Source organism: Hymenobacter sp. HDW8 (assembly GCF_011305775.1).
GTDB lineage: Bacteria > Bacteroidota > Bacteroidia > Cytophagales > Hymenobacteraceae > Hymenobacter > Hymenobacter radiodurans.
In genome coordinates this window covers 4,289,383-4,308,036 of sequence record NZ_CP049907.1, presented here as the reverse complement: position 1 = coordinate 4,308,036, position 18,654 = coordinate 4,289,383, and the positions used below count along the sequence as shown (strand labels likewise).

At 56.7% G+C, this 18,654-nt stretch carries 20 protein-coding genes; 10 read left to right on the top strand and 10 right to left on the bottom strand.

The window, feature by feature from the left end; genetic code table 11:
• The first annotated feature begins 10 nt into the window (after nucleotides 1-10).
• Together ruvC and G7064_RS18490 are read left to right on the top strand one after the other, a co-directional pair.
• Nucleotides 11-631: a crossover junction endodeoxyribonuclease RuvC gene (gene ruvC, locus G7064_RS18495; protein ID WP_133273466.1), complete on the top strand. Its 621-nt coding sequence runs from the start codon at nucleotides 11-13 to the stop codon at nucleotides 629-631.
• A gap of 17 nt (nucleotides 632-648) precedes the next feature.
• On the top strand, nucleotides 649-864 hold the full coding sequence (locus G7064_RS18490) for a KTSC domain-containing protein (RefSeq protein ID WP_166074746.1): 216 nt from the start codon (nucleotides 649-651) through the stop codon (nucleotides 862-864).
• 8 nt (nucleotides 865-872) lie between these two features.
• Here the strand turns inward: G7064_RS18490 and G7064_RS18485 are convergent, their stop codons facing one another.
• Nucleotides 873-1,673, bottom strand: coding sequence for a PhzF family phenazine biosynthesis protein (locus tag G7064_RS18485; protein WP_166074745.1), 801 nt, complete (start codon nucleotides 1,671-1,673; stop codon nucleotides 873-875).
• A gap of 259 nt (nucleotides 1,674-1,932) precedes the next feature.
• Here G7064_RS18485 and G7064_RS18480 point away from each other — a divergent pair, with 259 nt between their 5' ends.
• Entirely contained in the window at nucleotides 1,933-3,459 is a 1,527-nt protein-coding gene (locus G7064_RS18480; protein ID WP_166074744.1) for a T9SS type A sorting domain-containing protein, read from the top strand.
• 43 nt (nucleotides 3,460-3,502) lie between these two features.
• On the opposite strand, the gene G7064_RS18475 is transcribed toward G7064_RS18480, so the two are convergent.
• Nucleotides 3,503-4,285 (bottom strand): spore photoproduct lyase family protein, encoded by a 783-nt coding sequence (locus tag G7064_RS18475; protein ID WP_240935579.1) that lies wholly within the window; start codon nucleotides 4,283-4,285, stop codon nucleotides 3,503-3,505.
• Complete coding sequence (locus G7064_RS22530; RefSeq protein ID WP_240935578.1) at nucleotides 4,282-4,629, bottom strand: spore photoproduct lyase family protein; 348 nt, start codon at nucleotides 4,627-4,629, stop codon at nucleotides 4,282-4,284. Before G7064_RS22530 ends, G7064_RS18475 begins: the two co-directional genes overlap by 4 nt.
• 162 nt (nucleotides 4,630-4,791) lie before the next feature.
• On the opposite strand from G7064_RS22530, the gene G7064_RS18470 reads away from it, so the two are divergent.
• Nucleotides 4,792-5,763 carry a hypothetical protein gene (locus tag G7064_RS18470; RefSeq protein ID WP_166074743.1) on the top strand — a complete coding sequence of 324 codons (972 nt, stop codon included), beginning with the start codon at nucleotides 4,792-4,794 and terminating at the stop codon, nucleotides 5,761-5,763.
• Here G7064_RS18470 and G7064_RS18465 read toward each other — a convergent pair.
• Nucleotides 5,760-6,575: a class I SAM-dependent methyltransferase gene (locus G7064_RS18465; protein ID WP_166074742.1), complete on the bottom strand. Its 816-nt coding sequence runs from the start codon at nucleotides 6,573-6,575 to the stop codon at nucleotides 5,760-5,762. The two genes, G7064_RS18470 and G7064_RS18465, sit on opposite strands and share 4 nt — an antisense overlap.
• A gap of 194 nt (nucleotides 6,576-6,769) precedes the next feature.
• On the opposite strand from G7064_RS18465, the gene pncA reads away from it, so the two are divergent.
• The 5 genes from pncA (at nucleotide 6,770) to G7064_RS18440 (ending at nucleotide 11,596) form a co-directional block, all read left to right on the top strand.
• Nucleotides 6,770-7,411 carry a bifunctional nicotinamidase/pyrazinamidase gene (pncA, locus tag G7064_RS18460; protein ID WP_166074741.1) on the top strand — a complete coding sequence of 214 codons (642 nt, stop codon included), beginning with the start codon at nucleotides 6,770-6,772 and terminating at the stop codon, nucleotides 7,409-7,411.
• Nucleotides 7,408-7,926 carry a 2'-5' RNA ligase family protein gene (locus G7064_RS18455; protein ID WP_166074740.1) on the top strand — a complete coding sequence of 173 codons (519 nt, stop codon included), beginning with the start codon at nucleotides 7,408-7,410 and terminating at the stop codon, nucleotides 7,924-7,926. Before pncA ends, G7064_RS18455 begins: the two co-directional genes overlap by 4 nt.
• Nucleotides 7,927-7,970: 44 nt before the next feature.
• The gene (locus tag G7064_RS18450; RefSeq protein ID WP_166074739.1) at nucleotides 7,971-9,083 is read left to right on the top strand and encodes a mechanosensitive ion channel family protein; all 1,113 of its coding nucleotides are present in this window, start codon (nucleotides 7,971-7,973) and stop codon (nucleotides 9,081-9,083) included.
• A gap of 129 nt (nucleotides 9,084-9,212) precedes the next feature.
• A complete protein-coding gene (locus G7064_RS18445; RefSeq protein ID WP_166074738.1) occupies nucleotides 9,213-10,736 on the top strand; it encodes a malate:quinone oxidoreductase in 1,524 nt (507 codons plus the stop codon).
• A 269-nt stretch (nucleotides 10,737-11,005) separates the two neighbouring features.
• A complete protein-coding gene (locus G7064_RS18440) occupies nucleotides 11,006-11,596 on the top strand; it encodes a GNAT family N-acetyltransferase (RefSeq protein ID WP_166074737.1) in 591 nt (196 codons plus the stop codon).
• On the opposite strand, the gene G7064_RS18435 is transcribed toward G7064_RS18440, so the two are convergent.
• The 6 genes from G7064_RS18435 to G7064_RS18410 all read right to left on the bottom strand — a co-directional run bounded on the left by G7064_RS18435 (nucleotide 11,556) and on the right by G7064_RS18410 (nucleotide 17,396).
• On the bottom strand, nucleotides 11,556-12,749 hold the full coding sequence (locus G7064_RS18435) for a DUF1624 domain-containing protein (RefSeq protein WP_166074736.1): 1,194 nt from the start codon (nucleotides 12,747-12,749) through the stop codon (nucleotides 11,556-11,558). The two genes, G7064_RS18440 and G7064_RS18435, sit on opposite strands and share 41 nt — an antisense overlap.
• Nucleotides 12,750-12,774: 25 nt before the next feature.
• Nucleotides 12,775-13,596, bottom strand: coding sequence for a serine aminopeptidase domain-containing protein (locus G7064_RS18430; RefSeq protein WP_240935577.1), 822 nt, complete (start codon nucleotides 13,594-13,596; stop codon nucleotides 12,775-12,777).
• 40 nt (nucleotides 13,597-13,636) lie between these two features.
• Nucleotides 13,637-14,560: a citrulline utilization hydrolase CtlX gene (ctlX, locus tag G7064_RS18425; protein WP_166074735.1), complete on the bottom strand. Its 924-nt coding sequence runs from the start codon at nucleotides 14,558-14,560 to the stop codon at nucleotides 13,637-13,639.
• A gap of 67 nt (nucleotides 14,561-14,627) precedes the next feature.
• Nucleotides 14,628-15,134, bottom strand: a complete 507-nt coding sequence (locus G7064_RS18420; RefSeq protein WP_240935576.1) for a class I SAM-dependent methyltransferase — start codon at nucleotides 15,132-15,134, stop codon at nucleotides 14,628-14,630.
• 371 nt (nucleotides 15,135-15,505) lie between these two features.
• Nucleotides 15,506-16,174, bottom strand: a complete 669-nt coding sequence (locus G7064_RS18415) for a hypothetical protein (RefSeq protein WP_166074734.1) — start codon at nucleotides 16,172-16,174, stop codon at nucleotides 15,506-15,508.
• A 283-nt stretch (nucleotides 16,175-16,457) separates the two neighbouring features.
• Nucleotides 16,458-17,396: an NmrA family NAD(P)-binding protein gene (locus G7064_RS18410; protein ID WP_166074732.1), complete on the bottom strand. Its 939-nt coding sequence runs from the start codon at nucleotides 17,394-17,396 to the stop codon at nucleotides 16,458-16,460.
• Between the two features lie 234 nt (nucleotides 17,397-17,630).
• Here G7064_RS18410 and G7064_RS18405 point away from each other — a divergent pair, with 234 nt between their 5' ends.
• Nucleotides 17,631-18,647: an MBL fold metallo-hydrolase gene (locus G7064_RS18405; protein ID WP_166074731.1), complete on the top strand. Its 1,017-nt coding sequence runs from the start codon at nucleotides 17,631-17,633 to the stop codon at nucleotides 18,645-18,647.
• The last annotated feature ends 7 nt before the right edge of the window (nucleotides 18,648-18,654 follow it).

The window sequence follows — 18,654 nt, the reverse complement described above, 5'->3', positions numbered from 1 at the left end:
CAGCCGCCAAATGATTCTGCCTGTCTCTCCCACCGATCTGCTGCCCAAAATTATCATGGGCGTCGACCCTGGTACCAATATTATGGGCTACGCCCTGATTGAGGTGCAGGGCCAGCGCGTGAAGGTGCTGCAATACGACGTAATTGATATGCAGAAGATGGGCTCGAATCATGCCTTGAAGCTGAAGAAAATATTCGAGCGAATGCTGGAGCTGATCGATGAGTTTCTGCCCGATGAGCTGGCCATCGAAGCCCCATTCTACGGCGTAAATGTGCAGAGTATGCTCAAGCTGGGTCGGGCGCAGGGCATGGCCATTGCCGCCTGCCTCTCCCGCCAGATTCCGTATGTGGAGTACGCGCCCACCAAAGTAAAACAGTCGGTAACGGGTACGGGCACAGCCACAAAAGAGCAGGTGGCCCACATGCTGCGCCAAACGCTGACGCTGCCTCCCATTGCGGAAGCCTCCAAGTTTCTGGACGCCACCGACGCGCTGGCCGTAGCGCTTTGCCACCACTATCAGAAAGGCAATAATCTGAAAGCGGGGGGCAAAAGCTGGGGCAAGTTCTTGGCCGACAACCCCGACAAGTTGGCCACGGTAGCCCGCAAGAAGCCGGCAGCCAAAACCAAGTAGCTCAGCTTATTACATCTATGAAGCGTCAGCCTGTTCGTTCCACCTCCCTCAAAGCCATTGGCTACGACCCAGCTACTCTGACACTGGAAATTGAGTATCGCAACGGTCGACTGGTGCGCTACACGGGCGCCAGCGCAGCGGTATATCAGGCGCTACTGACGGTGCCGGGCAAAGCGCTTTTTGTGGAACAGGTGGTGGAGAAAAGCGGCTACACCCGCGAGCAAGTGAAGTAAGCTCAGGCTTAGCCTATCTCAATCTCGCCCTTCAAATACGTCACGGCATAGCCGCTGATGAGCACCCGGTCGCCGCGCAGCTCGCACCATAAGTCGCCACCGCGGGGCGACACCTGCCGGGCGCGCAGCTCCGTTTTGCCCAGCTTTTCGGCCCAGTACGGGATAAGCGTCGTGTGGGCCGAGCCTGTTACCGGATCTTCGGGGACGCCCACGCGGGGACCAAAAAAGCGCGAGACAAAGTCAATGTCGCCACTGCCGGGCGCCGTCACGATGACGGCCCGGTACGGCACCTCGGCCAAATGCGCTTGGTTGGGATGGATAGCGCGTATTTCCGCTTCGGAATTAAACAAAGCCACCAGATCAGGGCCAGCCAGCAGTTTTAGAGGCGTAGCTCCCAGCCCGTCAATCAGGCCATCGGGCGCGGTGGCTAACGGCTGAGGCGGACGGCTGGGAAAGTCCAGCGTGAGGCGGCCGTTGTCCTGTAGACTCACGTGCAAGGGTCCACTTTTGGAGTGAAACGTGATTTCCTGGCCCTTAAAGTTCAGGTGGCGCAGCAGCACGTGGGCCGACGCCAGCGTGGCGTGTCCGCACAGTTCGACCTCCACCGCCGGCGTAAACCAGCGGATTTCGAAGTGGCCTTCCGCACCTGCCCGGGGGACAAAAAAAGCCGTTTCGGCGAGGTTATTTTCCGCCGCAATGGCCTGCATAGTGTCGGCGGGCAGCCACTCTGTAAGCGGACACACGGCGGCTGGATTGCCAGCGAAAATGCGGTCAGTGAAAGCGTCTATTTGGTAGAGAGGCAGCAACATAGCAGATAGTGGGGGGCAAAAGTGGGGAACGCGTACGCCGCTGAGCGAATAGCACAAATCAAAAGTAGAAGGAATGGCCAGCTTAGAAAAAAATTCGTAAAATTAGGTACGTGGGCCTGCGCCTACCATAAAGTGCTTCTTCACGAAGCTGAACAGTACTTACGCACTACTATTCAGTTCCCGTTGGGCTCCAGCGCCGCCCTTATCCTACTCTGCTCATCCCCCGGCATGCTACACGAACAACTACTCTGTTTTCGCCATGAAAAACGTGCTACTAGCCCTGAGCTTGTTGGCGCTTACGCCACCACTATCAGCTCAGATATCCCCTAACAGCTTCGCAGTCACCTCCCTCGGTCCGGCTGCCCAGCGCAATCCATCGGTGCTCCGGCGCATTCTCCCCGATGGGCAAACGCAGATAGTAGGTACGCTAGGGGCGTCCGATGGTACAACTATCTTCGACGCGCTCGGCCACAACTCGACTGACCCGAGCAGCGCTTTTGCCATGAACGCGATTCTGGCAACACCGCTTTCCGCCCCCAGCTTGTACCGCATTGACCTTGAAAGCGGCCTTACAACTACCCTGGGGGGCATTTCCGGTCCCCAGACTTCTTCTTTCCTAGATCAAGCAGCGACGCTAAACTTCATTGGGGCCGGGGGCGACAATGCCAATTATTTCGTGGCTGGCTTAGTAGTCACCATCCGGCCCGTGATAACTATTTTCCCCCCTTCCATTCGCTTAGTGGTTGATAATCCACGCTTGTATGTCGGCGAGATAAATCTCAACGGCCCCGATCCGACGGAGCCTGTTTGGCGCTTGGCCGATATAAGCGACCCCGCCACGGCCGCCATCATAGAGAACTACGTGGAGGCCATCAACGATAATATTACGAACCCAGACCTCAGTGGAGGCCCTCGGGACTGGGTATTTGTGCGGGAAAATGGGCAGCCAACACTGAAAAGCTACCTCGGGGTGGAGGGTCAGTTTCTGACGGTAAGCAACATACGTAGCTCGCCGGTGGTACGCGTAACTACGCCTACTGTACCGCTTCCCGTTCGGGCGGAGCTTGGTGCCATGTTCTCGGGCGAAAACAACACGCTTTTCGCTATCAACACGGATGGCGGGCCGAATGCCGGGGAGATGTATCAGGTTGATGCAACCACCGGGAACTACCTGAATGTGACGCTCAATTCCGGCTTAGGCTTGTTCCGCGGCGACGCCAGCACGTTGTTGGCTAATCGCCCTTTGCCCGTCACGCTTACCAACTTTGATGCTCGCCCCGAACGCGCCAGCGTAGCATTGCGCTGGGCCACGGCCACCGAAATCGGCACCGATAATTTCCGCGTGGAGCGCAGCACCGATAACGGCCAAGCCTGGGCAGCCATCGGCTCGGTAAAAGCCGCAAACGCCCCCCAGGGCCGCACCTACTCTTTCGTGGACGAAGCCCCGCAAACGGGCCCCAATTATTACCGGCTCGCCATTGTAGACCTCGATGGCAGCATCGCATTCTCGCCCATCAAGGCAGTCGATTTTCAGCCGGCGCAGCAGGCTATCAGCGTTTATCCTAATCCGGCCCAAGATCAATTTTCTGTAGAGCTACCGCAATTAGCCGCGCCCGGTAGCACCCTGAAAGTACAGAACAGCCTGGGTCAGCAAGTCTGGACGCAATCCTTGGAAGGGCAACGTACCGTGCGCGTAAACACCCACAACTGGGCCGCGGGCGTCTACCACGTCAAGGTTTCAACCACCGGACGATCCGAAATGCAGAAGCTGGTCATTCAACCATAAAAAAAGCCCCCCCAAAACGCCTGGGGGGCTTTTTTTATAGAAATCAGGTCCAGTACAGCACGGGGGCGTGCGGAAAGCGCTGCTGCCATTCCTGGTAAAAGAACTGCTTGAGCGTGCGCATGTCCTCGGGTTGATACACATATTTCACGCCCCCAAATTTGTTGCGCTTCTGGGCGCGCGTGCTCTCATCCAAGTCCAGCGACATATTCGGGTACCATTGCTGGAGCACATCCTTGGAGCCGGGCGTGAAGCGGTGACTGATAAACTCAGCGGTAAGGTCGCAGTCGAAATCGAGCGTGGCGGCCAGGCGGTCGAGCAGATGGCGGTAATGGTCGCGCCAGTCGGGAATAGGCATAATGGGCGCCACTACGGCCCCTACGCGGTAGCCGCCGCCACCCTGCTCGGGTGGCAAGGCCAGCTGACGCAATGCCCGTAAACGCGCTTCCAAAGAAGCCGTGCCGCCCTCTAAGCGGCGCGTTACGGGCTCCGCATTCAAGCTAACGCGGGCGCGTACTTGCCCGTTGTGAGGCAAATCCAGCAACGATTCAACCTGGTCATACTTGGTCACGAAGCGAAGCTGCGCTCCCTCACGGGTACCGAAGTAGCGAATACACTCGGCTAAGCTGCCGGTTAGATGCTCAATGCCCAGCACATCGGTGTAGCAGCTCACCTCGAAGGTTGTGAGCTTGCCGGCCTGCTCATACTGAGCCGTATTTTGCAGCATCTGCGGCAGATTGGCGTAGGCCCGCACCACCGGCGGACCTTGCAGACTACCAGCCAGATAGCAGTACTGGCAGTGCGCCGGGCAGCCTTCGGCCAGGTTCATCTGCCAGTCGGCGGAAGGCGGAATGGGTTGCAGACGGAAGGCGCTCGGGGGGCTTTTACCACAGCCAAGGTATTCTTGGCGTTGCGGTAGGTTTCGCGCTCATCGGCACCGCGCAGGCCGGTCAAGCGGTTGCTTTTCAGAATTTCGATGGGCAGACCAGCGGCGCTGATACGCTCGTACATCTGCTGGCCAAACTCTTCTTCTAGCGCATCAGGGGTAAAGAGCACACGCTTGGGCAGCCACACCCGCGCCGAACGCGTGAGAATAGCAGGCTGCGAAGCAGGTGTTTCCGTGAGTACAGGTAAGGAGTCGAACAAGGTAAGCTGGGGGGCATTTTCGAGCATCAGGAGCTGGTTTTGGCTTGCTCTTGACAACGTTTCCTGGGCCGTTTTAGGTCCTTCAAGGGTGAATTAAGCAACTAGCCAACATACTTGTTCGCGGTTGTTTATCAGTCACTTACAACATTATCTTTTGGCAGCGGTTGAATATTTTTTACATTACCTGTGATGGTCACGATATTCCGCAGCGTATGCTTCTTACTGCTGAGCTGCTGGGCTCTGAGCGCCTGCGAGAAAAGCACAGACCCGGCCGCCGTCATTCCATCCACTCAGAATCCGTTGGTTGCATTTCAGATGCGCAACGGGGTAACCCCCGAATTTTTCACTTACAACCCGCGCCGTATTCCGCGCTACGTGTCCAAGCGCGGCAGCGCTATTGAGCTTGGGGCCGAAGCGTTTGTAACGCTGGGCGGACTACAGCTTTCCGACGCGCCGGTTCGCCTGGAGTTTCGGGAGGTGCTGGACAAAAAGGATATGCTGCTCAGTGGCATTCCCAGCGGCACCGATGAGCTTATTCTGGAGTCTGGGGGGCAATTTTACCTGCAAGCCACCCAGGATAACCGCCCACTGGAGCTGGTTCCGCGGGTTCGTATCGGGCTGGCCAGTCGTAGTCCGGCCCGGCTGAGCCGGCTGACGGATATGCGGTTGTTTTCCGTCAAAGGGCCGCTCCTCCCCGATCCATTTACCTGGCAGCTATCCACCGACCAGCAATCGACTGTGCAATTAGGTATACGATTGACGCCCGATTCGCCTGATTATCTGCTGGCCGTGCTCAACCATGAGCTGTTTAATCAAAGCATGGGCTGGGTGAGCTACCAGCGCCAACTCTACACCGGCACGGCCACTACTACGCTTCAGGTGACCGTGGACGCCGCCGCTCAAGAGCCGCAACAGACGCTGGTCTACCTGGTTTTCGCCGATTATAACGCTGTAGCCCAGTTTCATGCTACCGGCCCAAACAGCTTCAGCCTAGCCAACGTCCCGACGGGTACCGAAGCTACGGTGGTGGTATTGCGGGGGGCGGGGGGCAAATTCTATCTGGGTCAGCAAACCGCTATTATTCAGGCAGGGCAGCGCTTCAGTCCAGCTCTCACGGAGATGAGCGAAACATCGGTCGTAGCCGAACTGAGCAAGTTTTAGGGCTGATTTTCTGCTGCCTTAGTGGCTACCACCGAGTACATCATGGGCAGCTTATCGGCTAAGTGCTGGATACGATACTTGCGCTCGGCTATCTCTTCCATGTGCGCAAAGCATTTGTAAGGCGAATAATCGTACTCGGCGAAATGCTTAATAGCGAGACCATTGTGCAATAGGCTACCCAATACTTCGCCCAAATCGTGATTCCAGGAAACAGAGGTTTGCTCCAGCGGAGCATCGCGGTCAGCGTAAGTGCCGGTTTCGACTTCTGTGATGGTTTCCCGGTTGAAATACGAGTATTGCACGCGGGTGAAATCATTGTCGAACATCCAGACCACCGGATGAAACTCGACCAGTACCAATTTGCCCCCCGGCTTCAGGAAATGGCTAACCACGCCGGCCCAGCGCTCCAGATCGGGTAGCCAGCCCAGCACGCCGTACGTAGTAAAAACGATATCAAACTGCCCGTCCAGGTTATTTGGCAGCTCGTACACGTCGCTGCACACAAACTCAGCCGGCAACGCCAGCTGCGCCGCCAGCTCGCGGGCTTTGGCAATGGCTTGGTCGGCCAAATCAACGCCGGTTACGTGGGCACCCAAGCGGCTCAGCGACAGCGAATCTTGCCCGAAATGACATTGCAGGTGCAGAATTGATTTACCCCGCACATCACCCAACAAACCTAATTCTACGTCATTCAACGACGATTTGCCCCCCAGAAAACTCTCCACGTCATAAAACTCGGACTGCACGTGGTAGTCGGTTTTTGCGTTCCAGAGCTGGCGGTTCAGCTCGGTATAGTTTGCGGGCGTTTCCATGATTTCGCTGTTGTTTGATCAGTTTTATCGTAATGGTAAAAATTCGACCGTCATGCTGAGGCGGAGCCGAAGCATCTCGCTCGCGGTAGTGAGAGTACTACTCCCGTGTCAGCACGCGAGATGCTTCGCTTTCGCTCGGCATGACGACCATGTAAATAGTCGCCTAATTCTTACTTCTAAGGTCTAAATATTACATGAAAGCCTTATTACTCATTGATGTTCAGAACGATTTTGTGCCCGGCGGCGCGCTGGCAGTGCCTGAAGGCGACGAAATCGTAGCGCTCTTGAATTGGCTCCAGCCCCATTTCGAGCTAGTAGTAGCCACGCAGGACTGGCACCCCGCCAACCATAAAAGTTTTGCCGCGAACCATGCAGGCCGCCAGTCTTTTGAGGAAATCGAGCTGCATGGGCTGGCGCAAGTGCTGTGGCCTGCGCACTGCGTGCAGAGTACGCCCGGTGCCGAGTTGCACCCCGAGCTTCACACGAATCAGGTTGAGGCTATTTTCCGCAAAGGCACCGACCCAGAAATTGACAGCTACAGCGGATTTTACGACAACGGCCACCGCAAAGCTACCGGCCTAGCCGCGTACCTGTTTGGGCGCGGTATCACCTCGGTATATGTGGCCGGCTTAGCCGCCGACTACTGCGTGTATTTCACCGCGAAAGACGCGCTACAGGAAGGATTTGAGACGTTTTTGATAGAAGATGCCACGCGCCCGATAAATCAGGAGGGTTTTGAGCGAGCTAAAGCCGACCTGGAAAACCTGGGGGGCAAAATTATCAGCAGCGCCGAGTTGCTGTCACCTGAAAAAGCCCCCCAGCCCGCCCAAGCATGACCGACGCCGATGCTCCCCTCATTCTGACTCTGGCGCTCGATGCCGAGTCGTTTGCTTTTTTTAACGGCCTGCGCCAACAGTATTTCCCCCCCGAACGCAACTTTCTGGCGGCCCACGTCACGCTGTTTCACCACCTGCCCGGCGCCCGGCGCTCCGATTTACAAGCGCAACTAGCCACCCTGTGCCAGCAACACGCCCCGCTAACGTTGCAGGTTACGGACCTGCGGTTCATGGGCCGCGGCGTAGCTTATACACTTGAAAATGATGCCCTGCAGGCTTTGCACCGCGAGTTGCAGCTGGCGTGGCAGCCCGCCCTCACGCCCCAGGATCAGCAGAAGCTGCGGCCCCACGTAACGGTGCAGAACAAAGTAGACCCGGCGCAGGCGCGCGCCCTGTACGAGCAGCTCAAAGCCGACTTTGTGCCTTTTGAGGCTACGGGCACGGGTTTGCAGTTGTGGGCGTATCGGGGCGGGCCTTGGGAGGCTATTCAAACCTTTGATTTTCAGCAACGTTAGGTTGCCATTTAGTTGAGCAACCACTTGGCGCCAGCCTCCTGATTATGAAAGACATGTCCTGGGAAATATCTTTTCAATGGCGCGAGATCCTAACCACGCTGGGTATTGTAGCGGGCGGCCTCGCGGGTGGACTCATCTTAAAGTATCTGTTCTTTGGGGTGCTGAACAGGTACGCTAAGCGGCCCGATACTCCGCTACTTATTCGGTCTATTGTCAGGCATCTGAATCAGCCGAGCGCCTTCTTTTTCCCGGTGCTGGTGCTCTCCTTTATGCTGCCGTTGGTGCCGCTCACGGCCCGCCCCTTCGAAGTGCTGCGCCGGGTAGTGGAAACCAGCCTAATTGCCTCTTTCGCCTGGGGCCTAGTGAAGACCGTGAATGTAGTAGAGGACCTGGTGCTGCAGCATTATCGTCTCGACGAAGAGAATAATTTTCGGGTGCGCAAGCTGTTTACCCAGCTTCAGTTTGTGCGCAAGGTAGTAGTGTCGCTCATCGTGTTTGTGGCCGTGGCACTGGTGCTGATGAGCTTTGCCACGGTACGCAGAATCGGGACGGGCCTGCTGACTTCAGCGGGCATTGCCAGCCTTATTGTCGGCTTTGCGGCCCAGCGCTCCATCAGCAACTTGCTGGCTGGCTTTCAGTTAGCCTTTACCCAGCCTATCCGCCTTGACGATGTGCTGGTGGTGGAAGGCGAATGGGGTAAGGTGGAGGAAATCACGTTTACCTATGTGGTGGTGCGCATCTGGGACGAGCGCCGGTTGGTGCTGCCGCTCACTTATTTCATTGAGAAGCCCTTCCAAAACTGGACCCGCAACACCTCGCAGCTCATCGGCACCGTGTTCGTCTACACCGATTACAGCATTCCTGTGGATGCGGTGCGTGAAGAGCTGAAGAGAATTGTGACGGATCATCCCCTCTGGGATAAGCGAGTGTGCGTGTTGCAGGTCACCGATTCGAAGGAGCGCACCATGGAGCTGCGGGCATTGGTCAGCGCCGGCGACGCCGGCCGTGCCTTCGATCTGCGCTGCCATGTTCGGGAAAAGCTGGTAGCCTTCATTCAGCAGAACTATCCCGGCTCTCTGCCCAAAACCCGCTCCGTAGTCGATACCGATGATCGGTTGCTGTCCACTGCTTCCGATATCTCAAGCGAGAATGCTTAGAAAAAGCCCCCCAGCCTTCGCACAAGGCATTTGAGCAATCTAACATTCAATCAAGAGGCACTCTTAGCAGGCAGTCTGCTACTTTTCTTTCCTTCCCTCGTACGCTGTGAGGACGATCATTTTATACCGATGAACATAGATACTTCTTCCTCCGACCCCACCACCGATGTTGTGTTGATTGGGGCCGGCATTATGAGCGCTACTCTGGGCATTATGCTCAAGGAGTTGGACCCCAACCTGACGATAACCGTAATTGAGCGCCTTGATGTAGCCGCCGCTGAAAGCTCCGACGCGTGGAATAATGCCGGCACCGGCCACTCGGCCTTTTGCGAGCTGAACTACACGCCCCAGCGCGCCGATGGCTCCGTAGACATCAGCAAGGCCATCGGCATCGCCGAGTCGTTTGAGGTGTCGAAGCAATTCTGGGCCTTTCTGGCCGAGCAATACCACGTCGAAGGCATCCAACGATTCATCAATCATATTCCACACATGAGTTTTGTGTGGGGCAACGAAAACGTTGATTTTCTGCGCAAGCGCCACGCGGCGCTGGTTCAGTCGCCGCTGTTTCAGGGCATGGAATACTCCGAAAACCCGGACCAGCTCCGCGAGTGGATGCCCTTGGTGATGGAAGGCCGCGACCCCAGCCAGAAAGTAGCCGCCACCCGCATGGACCTAGGCACCGACGTAAACTTTGGCTCCCTCACTCGCGGCATGTTCACGCTCATGCAGGAGAAGCCGGGCGTTGCGTTCCACTTTGGCCACGAGGTAGATAAGATACGGCGCAAGGACGACGGCACGTGGCGGGTGAGGGCCCAAAATCGTGCTACCGGCGAAAAGCTGAAGCTCCGCGCCAAATTCGTGTTTATTGGGGCGGGCGGCGGCTCTTTGCCCCTACTACTAGCCTCGGGCATTCCGGAAAGCAAAGGCTTTGGCGGTTTCCCCGTGAGTGGGCAGTGGCTGAAGTGCGTGAACCCGGCCGTAATAGAGCAGCATCAGGCCAAAGTGTACGGCAAAGCCAGCGTCGGCTCGCCGCCCATGTCGGTGCCCCACCTCGATACGCGCGTGATCAACGGGCAGCGCGAGCTGCTATTTGGCCCCTATGCCGGCTTCAGTACCAAGTTTCTGAAGTTTGGATCCTTCCTCGATTTGCCGGGCTCCATCAAGGCCACCAACTTGAAGCCTATGCTCATCGCGGGGGCCAAAAACCTGCCCCTCACTCGTTACCTCATCAACCAGGTACGGCAGTCGCCGCAGGACCGGCTGGCGGCGTTGCGCGAGTATTTGCCCACCGCCCGGAATGAAGACTGGAAACTGGAAATAGCGGGTCAGCGCGTGCAGGTTATTAAAAAGGACGAGAAGCAGGGCGGTGTGCTGGAGTTCGGCACTGAGATGGTCAGTGCCGCTGACGGCTCCATTGCGGCTTTGCTGGGCGCATCGCCCGGCGCCTCTACGGCCGTCAGCATTATGATCAGCCTCATTCAAAAGTGCTTCCCCGCGCAGGCTACCTCGCCGGAGTGGCAGGCACGATTCCGCGAGATGATTCCCACCTTCGGGCAGTCGTTGGCCGACAATCCAGAGCTAGTGGAGCAAACCCGTACCCATACCAGCGCCGTGCTGGAGTTGAGCGTAGATGCTCCGCTCGGCAGTAAATAAGTTGATGTGCCGCAAAAAAAGCCCCCCAGTCTCGGCTGGGGGGCTTTTTTTTGTGCGTAGCCGAACGAATATGGGCAGGTTTTGGTATCTCTGATAGCTTAGCTTCAGTGCTGCCGGATGCGCAGGTATGGACCCTGGTTTTTCCTGATTAGGAAGCTAAGCAAGCAGAACCGTACATTAGTTTTCTTTTTTGCGAACTCCATCTACGCTTAGTAGTTGACAGTTCTCAATTGCCCACCTGTGCTTCCCACCTACCCGGAGTTTTTCTGATGATTAAGCTTGAATATTTTACCCCCGCCGATTTCAAACAACTTATTCAGTGGATTGATAATGAGCAGCTTCTCAAAGAATGGAGCGGCTCCCTATTTTCGTTTCCCCTCACCGAAGCGAGTCTCACTTGGTACATCGAAGGTGCCAATGATCTGACCGACCCGGATGCGTTTATCTACAAGGCTATCGACACCGAAACCGGCGAAACCGTGGGGCATATTTCCTTGGGAAGTTTCAGCGAGACGAATAAAGCCGCTCGCATCACACGCGTACTCATTGGCAACACCGCTGCCCGCGGCCGCGGCTACTGCCAGGGCATGGTGAAGGCCGTGCTGCGCATCGGCTTCGAGGAGTTGGGTTTGCACCGCATCAGCTTGGGCGTGTACGATTTCAACGAAGCGGCTATTGGCTGCTACAAGAAAGCCGGCCTCAAAATCGAAGGCGTTATGCGCGACGTGGTGCGCTACAAGGATGGTTATTGGTCGCTAGTTGAAATGGCCATGCTGGAAGACGAGTGGCATCTGGCTAATAAGGGTACCGAAGCCGAGACTATACGTACGACAGCCACCAGTACGAGTGCCGCTGCTTAAAGTCCTGATACCACCGGCACGGCAGATACAGTAGCAGCACTATTACCGCCCACACTACATAAGCTCGCAGCAAGCTCGGGTGGTAGTCGGTGGGCCACTGTGCGGGGGGCGTAAAGGACAAATTTATAGGCTTACCGAAATCTATTATCGACCAAAGCAGGGCCCCGAAGCTGATGAGAAATAGGTGCGGGATGTAGTAGAAAAACGGTACCTGGCCAAAGGTGCGCAGCCATCGGCTGAACCTATTTGTAGCCGTTTCAACGCTAGAGAGCAAGAGCAGAGAAATGCCAAGCGTGAGACACAGAAATAGCAGGGAAGGCGGGTATTTCGTGATATTAATAAATGACAGGACGCTGTAAATCAGTCCGCGTGGCTGGGGGCTCCAGGGCGTGGGGTCGCCGTACCAATTGGTGGCCCGCAAGGCTACAAACAGCACCAGCAGGGCCGCCCCGGCCAAGCGCAACAGGCGGTTGCGTTCAGGAAGCGGCAGCTTAAACCACGGCCCAATCAGATATCCGGCCAGCATCACACCCAGCCACGGCCCAAATGAATAGGCGACCAAAACAGGAGGCAAGGGCGGTGCGTTAAAGACAAACGGTCCATTATGCAGCAACGCCAGGGCCACATTATCGGCGGTGACGGGCTGAATGTTGGGCAGCATATTGTGCCCGGCTATAATGACAAATGCCAGTACCGCTAACGCCCAGCGCGGCAGCCAGATCAGGCCGGCCAGCGCCACCATGCTCCAGCCAATCACCCAGATTACCTGCAATAGCACCATCGAATAGCCCCAGAACAGCATAAAGCTGATTAACACTACTTCCAGCAGCGCCAGCCAGAGACCGCGCGTGAGCAAGTGCCAGCTCACCCGCATCTTGTCAGATTGCCTCTGCTGATACAACCAGATACTCGTACCCGACAGAAACACGAAAGTTGGTGCGCAGAAATGCGTTATGAAGCGCGTAAAAAACAGCAACACGGTCGTCTGGGCCACATCCTCCGGTCGAATGGTGGTGGGGCTCCAAAAGTCACGGACATGGTCGAGGGCCATAATAACCATCACCAGCCCCCGCACGATGTCAATTGCCTGCACCCGCGATACGGTCGCACGTGTAGCCATGGGCACGGCATATTCAGTGGAAACCTGTTGCATAGAGATGGCGGGTTTAGCAAGCTGACTACTTCGTTTTCAGGAAGTTATTAATCGCCTGATTTATCTCCTGCTTTTTTTCGTCGGTGGCACCATCCCAGATATCATTATGGGTCATGTTTTCCATTTTGACGATCTGAATATCGAATTTTTTCTGTTCGGCGGCCGTCGGCAGCACGCCGTCATCGGCCACCTGGTCGCTGGAGCGAATAGTTAGGATATGCGGGCGGCGGGTGCGGGGAAGCGGCATGCGGCGGTTATCCAGCGTAACCACATCGCGCACCAGTTTCGGGTATTTTTGGGCAAACAACGCAGCCATATCACCGCCGTTGGAATGGCCTATTAACAGCAAGCTTTTAAAGTCCAGCTCAGGATTGGTCTTTTTGAGGGTTTGCAGCACGAATAGCATGTTTTGCACACCTCGCTCCCAATAAGGCCGCCGCACCTGCTGCGGATTGCCGGTGGTAGGCATGGGCGCTTCCTTGGGCAACTCGTGCTGAATACTTACCACAAAGTAGCCCTGCGCCACCAGGTTATACGCGACAAATTTATAGCTCGTATTTGGGTTGCCATAGCCATGATTCAGCAGGGCCAGCTTGAGCTTTCGCCGCTTTTCTGGGCTCCGCTTTGCCCCCGAGCCCGGCTCATATATGGCTACTGGCACAGCCCGGTTGCGGGCTTCATCGAATAGCGCCAACTGGTAGCTTTTCACCTCCCCTTTGGCTGTTTCGGTTACCTGCTGCGGTGCTGGTGTCGGATGCCCTGTTTTCTGACTGCTGTCGGCGCAGCTATTTACTAGTAGCGTAAGACTAAGAACTGCGGCTATTCTTATCGGCATATAGGGTTTCATCACACGCTGACTGTTGACTTATAGAATCGAAAAAAGCCCCCTAGACGAAGGGCAGAAACACTTCTGCCAGCATACAGCGGGCACTGCCGCCGCCAATGGTTTCGATAGTAGGAATGGGCAGCGGCACCAGCTTGCAGTAGCGGCTGAGGATTTGGCGCTGGTCATTGGTCAGTGCATCGTGGGCGCTCTGCGACATAATCAATAGCTCAGGGCCAGCAGCGGCGGGTTGTAGCGTGAGCATGTTGCCGGCAAAATGGGCCACCTGCGCCAGCGATATAGCCACAATTTCGTGCTCCGTGGAGACCAACGAGTCTGAAACTGCTGCCTGCTCGGCGGGGTCGGTTATGCTTTCCAGACAGATGACCGCAAATTTGCCCCCCACGCACAGCATCACGTTGGTGTGATAGATGGCGTGGCCTTGCGCATCGGTAGCGCGGAAAGCCACCGGGCGGTAGCCTAATAGGCTGGTTACTTGCTGAAACAAATTCGCATCGGTGCGGGGCGAAAGGCCGGCGTAGGCCACGCGGTGTTCATGGTCGAAAATGATACTGCCGGTGCCTTCCAGAAAGCGGCCCTCCTGCTCGTGAAATGACAGGTCGATGACTTCTTGAATCGTGAATTGGCTACCCAACGAGTCCAGAATATCCGGCCGCCGCTCGGCCCGGCGATTAGGCGCGTGCATAGGGTACAGCACCACCCGGCCATCGGGGTGTAGGGTGAGCCAATTGTTTGGAAACACGGCATCGGGCTTGGGCGGTGCGGGCGTATCGTCGAACACCAGCACGCGCACGCCATGTGCTCGCAGTTTGGTCACGGCCGCATCGAACTCAGCAAATGCTTGCTGCTGAATTGCCTCCTGCTCCAGCCCGGCTATGGTCTGCTGAAAATGATTAGACGCCGCCGTCTCGGTATTGAAACCAAACTGAACGGGCCGAACGAGAAAAACGGTAGAAGCAGACTGCATAGGCGGGACTGGGGGGGGGGGTTCACACAAAGAAAGTCATTCCGGCCACGCCAGCAGCGCGCATATTCTACGGTTTTTGCACCCGCCCGATTACGGCAAACAATGGGTCGCTGCGGTGGGGCTGCGGGCTGCGGTCGAGTAGCTCAATCTGGTGCCAGTGGCCAGCAGCCAGCAGGTACTGCTTCACAAGGGCCAGATGGCCACGGTCGTCGAGGGCGTGCCAGGCGGCTACGGCTTTGGTGGGGAAGCAGCGGTTGGAAAAAGTAATGACCACGGGCGCCTCCGGCCGAAGCACCCGGGCTAGGTCGCGCAACACTTCCACGGGCCGCGTCAGGTAATCCACGGATACGCAAATGGCGGCGCCATCAAACTCATTTTCCTCGAAGGGAAGCATCGGCTCTGTATTCAGATCCTGCACCACGTAGCTTGCCAGTCGCGGATTAGCGCGCAACTCCTGCTCATTCATGCCCAAGCCTACCACGCGTTGATAGGCTACCTCGGGGGGCAAATGGCTCACCCAGCTACTCATCAAATCCAGCAGCGTGCCGTTGGACGGGAAATACTCGCGGTACAACTGCGTTACGGCTGCAATTGCGCCCTCGTCGATGTGCGTTACGAAGCGGGGCTACTGGTAAAACTGCGCATCGGGAGTTTCATCGGTGCGGCGGAAAGCGGCATCAGGAAAAAGTGAATCAGAAGCCATAGAAGGCAGGAATTGTTATATAGAAGGGTTCGTCTACCCATTTAGGTGGTCATGCAGAGCGCCGCGAAGCATCTCGCTCGCAGTAGTAGGATTAGTAACCTGATGTCAGCACGCGAGATGCTTCGCGGCGCTCTGCATCACGGTCAATGGTATAATACAACCACTGTTTGGTGTGACGGTTATTTACAACCAGACGGCGTTAATATGGGCGCCTTTACATCCACTCTTTCACCAAATACCCCCTACCGAATAGTCAAATCTTCCTTCCGAATCCAGCCGGTTGTTTTCACCTTTTCCCAGTTGATGAACGTGGCGAAAACTGCCGCTTCGGACGAGTCGCTGAGCGTCATTTTATCGCCTCGAATGCAGAAGGCACGGCGGCGCTGGGTCAGGTCGGGCGAGTCGTAGAAGTAGGTTGTATCCACGCGCACGGTACCGGTGGTGGCAACCTGCCGTACAGCACCAGCAGAAGTGCTTTTTGGTGGCGAAGCTGCTACGGGTTTTTTAGATTGGGTAGGTGCGGGCTCTGGTGCAGGGCGACTGATTGAAGTAGCGCGTGGAGGCGTGGACTTTGCCACGGTTTTGCTAAGCTGCACCTCCGTTTTTTTCAGCCAGCCCGCCACCGGGTCGCCGTCGGAATTGAAATAGCGGGTTTTAATAAAATTGCCACTCTCCCCTTCTGCATACACAATATCCCCCCGCAACACGTACTTACCGGTGGAGCTATTTACATCAGGATTGGAATGAAAATAGGCTCTGGCGGGCAGAACCTTAAAGGCCCCGGACAGAGGTTTAGTACTCGCTTGTACAGGCGGCTCCTGTGTTTCATCCGCCGGAATTACAGACCCTGAGCGAGGCGATATTTCCTTCGGAGCATCCGGAACGGAGACGGCAGGTGGTGGCAGCTTCATGCTAGCCATTGGTGCTTCAGAACTTCGTTGGGCGCTGCTTTTCTTCGAGAGCCAATAAGTTGAGCTCGCCACAACTAGGAATAGCGCAGCCAGCAGTAAGTAAGTCCGGCCTGTGCGTGGGCGACGGGCCACGACGCGCGGGCTTGCATAAAAATGTCCCGATTGTGCTTGGTTGTTCATGCTACGGATAGGTGAAGGCTAGATACCGGCTCCGTACTGTTTACGTAGTTTTTTTGCTTCGGGAAGCTTTTTGGCAGCTGCCAGCCGAAGAATTATCTGGGGCTTAAGCAGGTGTCAGTTCCCGATCTGCCAGTACCTCGCGCACGGGGGTCCAGCGAATATCGGGGTAGCGGGCATTGTCCAGGGGTTCCAGCTTCGGTAGGCCACTGAACATGTTGTGCAGGTACTGCATGCCTTGCCAGGGCGGAAATACGTCGTCGCTCGTGGGCATGAGGGCTTTGGTCACCTTAATCATCGTTCCAAAAGCGCCCAGGCCACCTACCCGGAACAACCAAAATTGCTCGCCCGTAACGGCGCTGGCTACTGCCTGCAAGCCGCGGATAGTGGCCACTTCGCCGGCCACGCGCAAAAACCGGGGCGTGGTGTCATCGAGGGCCGCGGCGGCGGTGAATGCGGCAGTGTCTTCGGTGGTAGTGAAGTCCAGCGCCTGATCTGCGTTGCCCCAATAAACGACCCGCTTAAACTTAAACAGGATAACCGGCGCCTGTCCCGTCAGCAAATCGGTGAACATGCCGTTGAGAATGGAGGTAGCCCGAATAGGTGCCTTGTCGAGCCGCTCGGCGAACTCCCGGCGCAGATCGAGGTTGCGGTTGGAGCCCGGAGCCAGCTTGGTGTAGTCAATGCAATAATCAGAAGGGATGAAGCGCGGAACGCCGGCCGCCACAGCCGCTTCGAGCAGGCGCGTCTGCATCTCCACAATTACCTCCCGCAGTCCCGACACAGCCGAGACCACGCAGCTCGCGCCGACGCACGCTTTCGTTAGGTCCGCTACCTTGTTAAAATCAACTTCGATAACAGCGGCACCCTGCTCGCGCAAGGCCGCCACGGCGGGGGCGGCGCTGCCGGCCCGAACCAGCGCCCGCACATTTGCCCCCCGCAGCAGCAAGTGCTTCGCAATTCGCCCCCCAAGGTCGCCGGTAGCGCCGGCAAGCACTATTATTTTTTGAGTGCGGGTGGTATTCTCGGTCGTTGATTCTGCCAAAATGAGGGGATAAACTGGGTAGAGAAAATGCTAAAGCGGCCTGATGGGCTGGTGCCGGGGTTCGGCCAGATCAAACCTGATCGGCTAGGGCTGCTAATACAGGCACCCATACCGGAAGGTTATTGACAGCCAGGAAAATAAGACTGGCATGCGCACAAAAAAGCCCCCCACCATCGACCATAGGGTCGGTATCTGCGTACGCTTCAGGATAAAAACTCACTAAACCCGGAACCGATGAAACAAGTAGCTGCTGGCGTCAACCAGCTTCTCATTCAGCGCTTTGTCAATGTATACTTTGTGGAGGCCGGCGCCCCCGGCGAGTGGGTACTGGTGGATACTGGACTGCCGGGCTCGGCCAAAACAATCATCGCGGCAGCTGACGAGCTATTTTATCCCGGCACGCATCCTGAAGCCATTATTCTGACCCACGGCCACATGGATCACGCCGGCTCAGCTCAGGAGCTAGCCGACCATTGGCACGTGCCCATTCTGGCGCATCGACTGGAAATGCCTTTTCTGACGGGCAAAGCCGTGTACCCGCCTGCCGACCCGACGGTGGGGGGCTCTTTGGCCTTTGTCAGCCGTTTTTTCCCTCCCCAAACCTTTAATCTGACCGGGATTCAGCCCCTGCCCGAGGGCGAGGAGGTACCGTATATGGCCGGCTGGCAATGCCTGCACGTGCCGGGGCACGCACCGGGTCAGGTAGCGTTTTTCCGGGCTGAGGACAAAACGCTTCTCGGCGCCGATGCCTTTGCCACAACCGTCCACGACTCGGTGCCGTCGATCCTGCTGGGCATTCCCAAAATCAGTCGGGCTGGTACGCCCTTCAATTTTGATTGGGAAGCCACGCATGCCTCGGTTGTAAAGCTTTCAAATCTGGAGCCTCAGGCAATCGGCTGCGGTCATGGCCCGGCAGTACACGGCCCGCACGTGGCCAATGAGCTACGGGAGCTTGCGCTGCACTTCCCGGTGCCGCCCAAAGGCCGCTACGTAGACAATCCGGCCCGCACGGATGAGAATGGCGTTGAATTTATTCCCCCTGCCCTACCTGATACGTTGCCAGCCCGCGCCGCTATGCTGGGGGGCGGAATAGCCCTGGCAACGCTGGCAGCGGTATTGCTCAGCAAACGTGATAGCAAGAAGGGAAAAGGCAAAAAGCAGAAACGCAAACTAAAAGGTTACCGACCAGCCCCTGAAGCGATTCAGGAGCAGCCATTTCCTGATTATCCGTATAAAGAGAAGTACTACTAACCACACA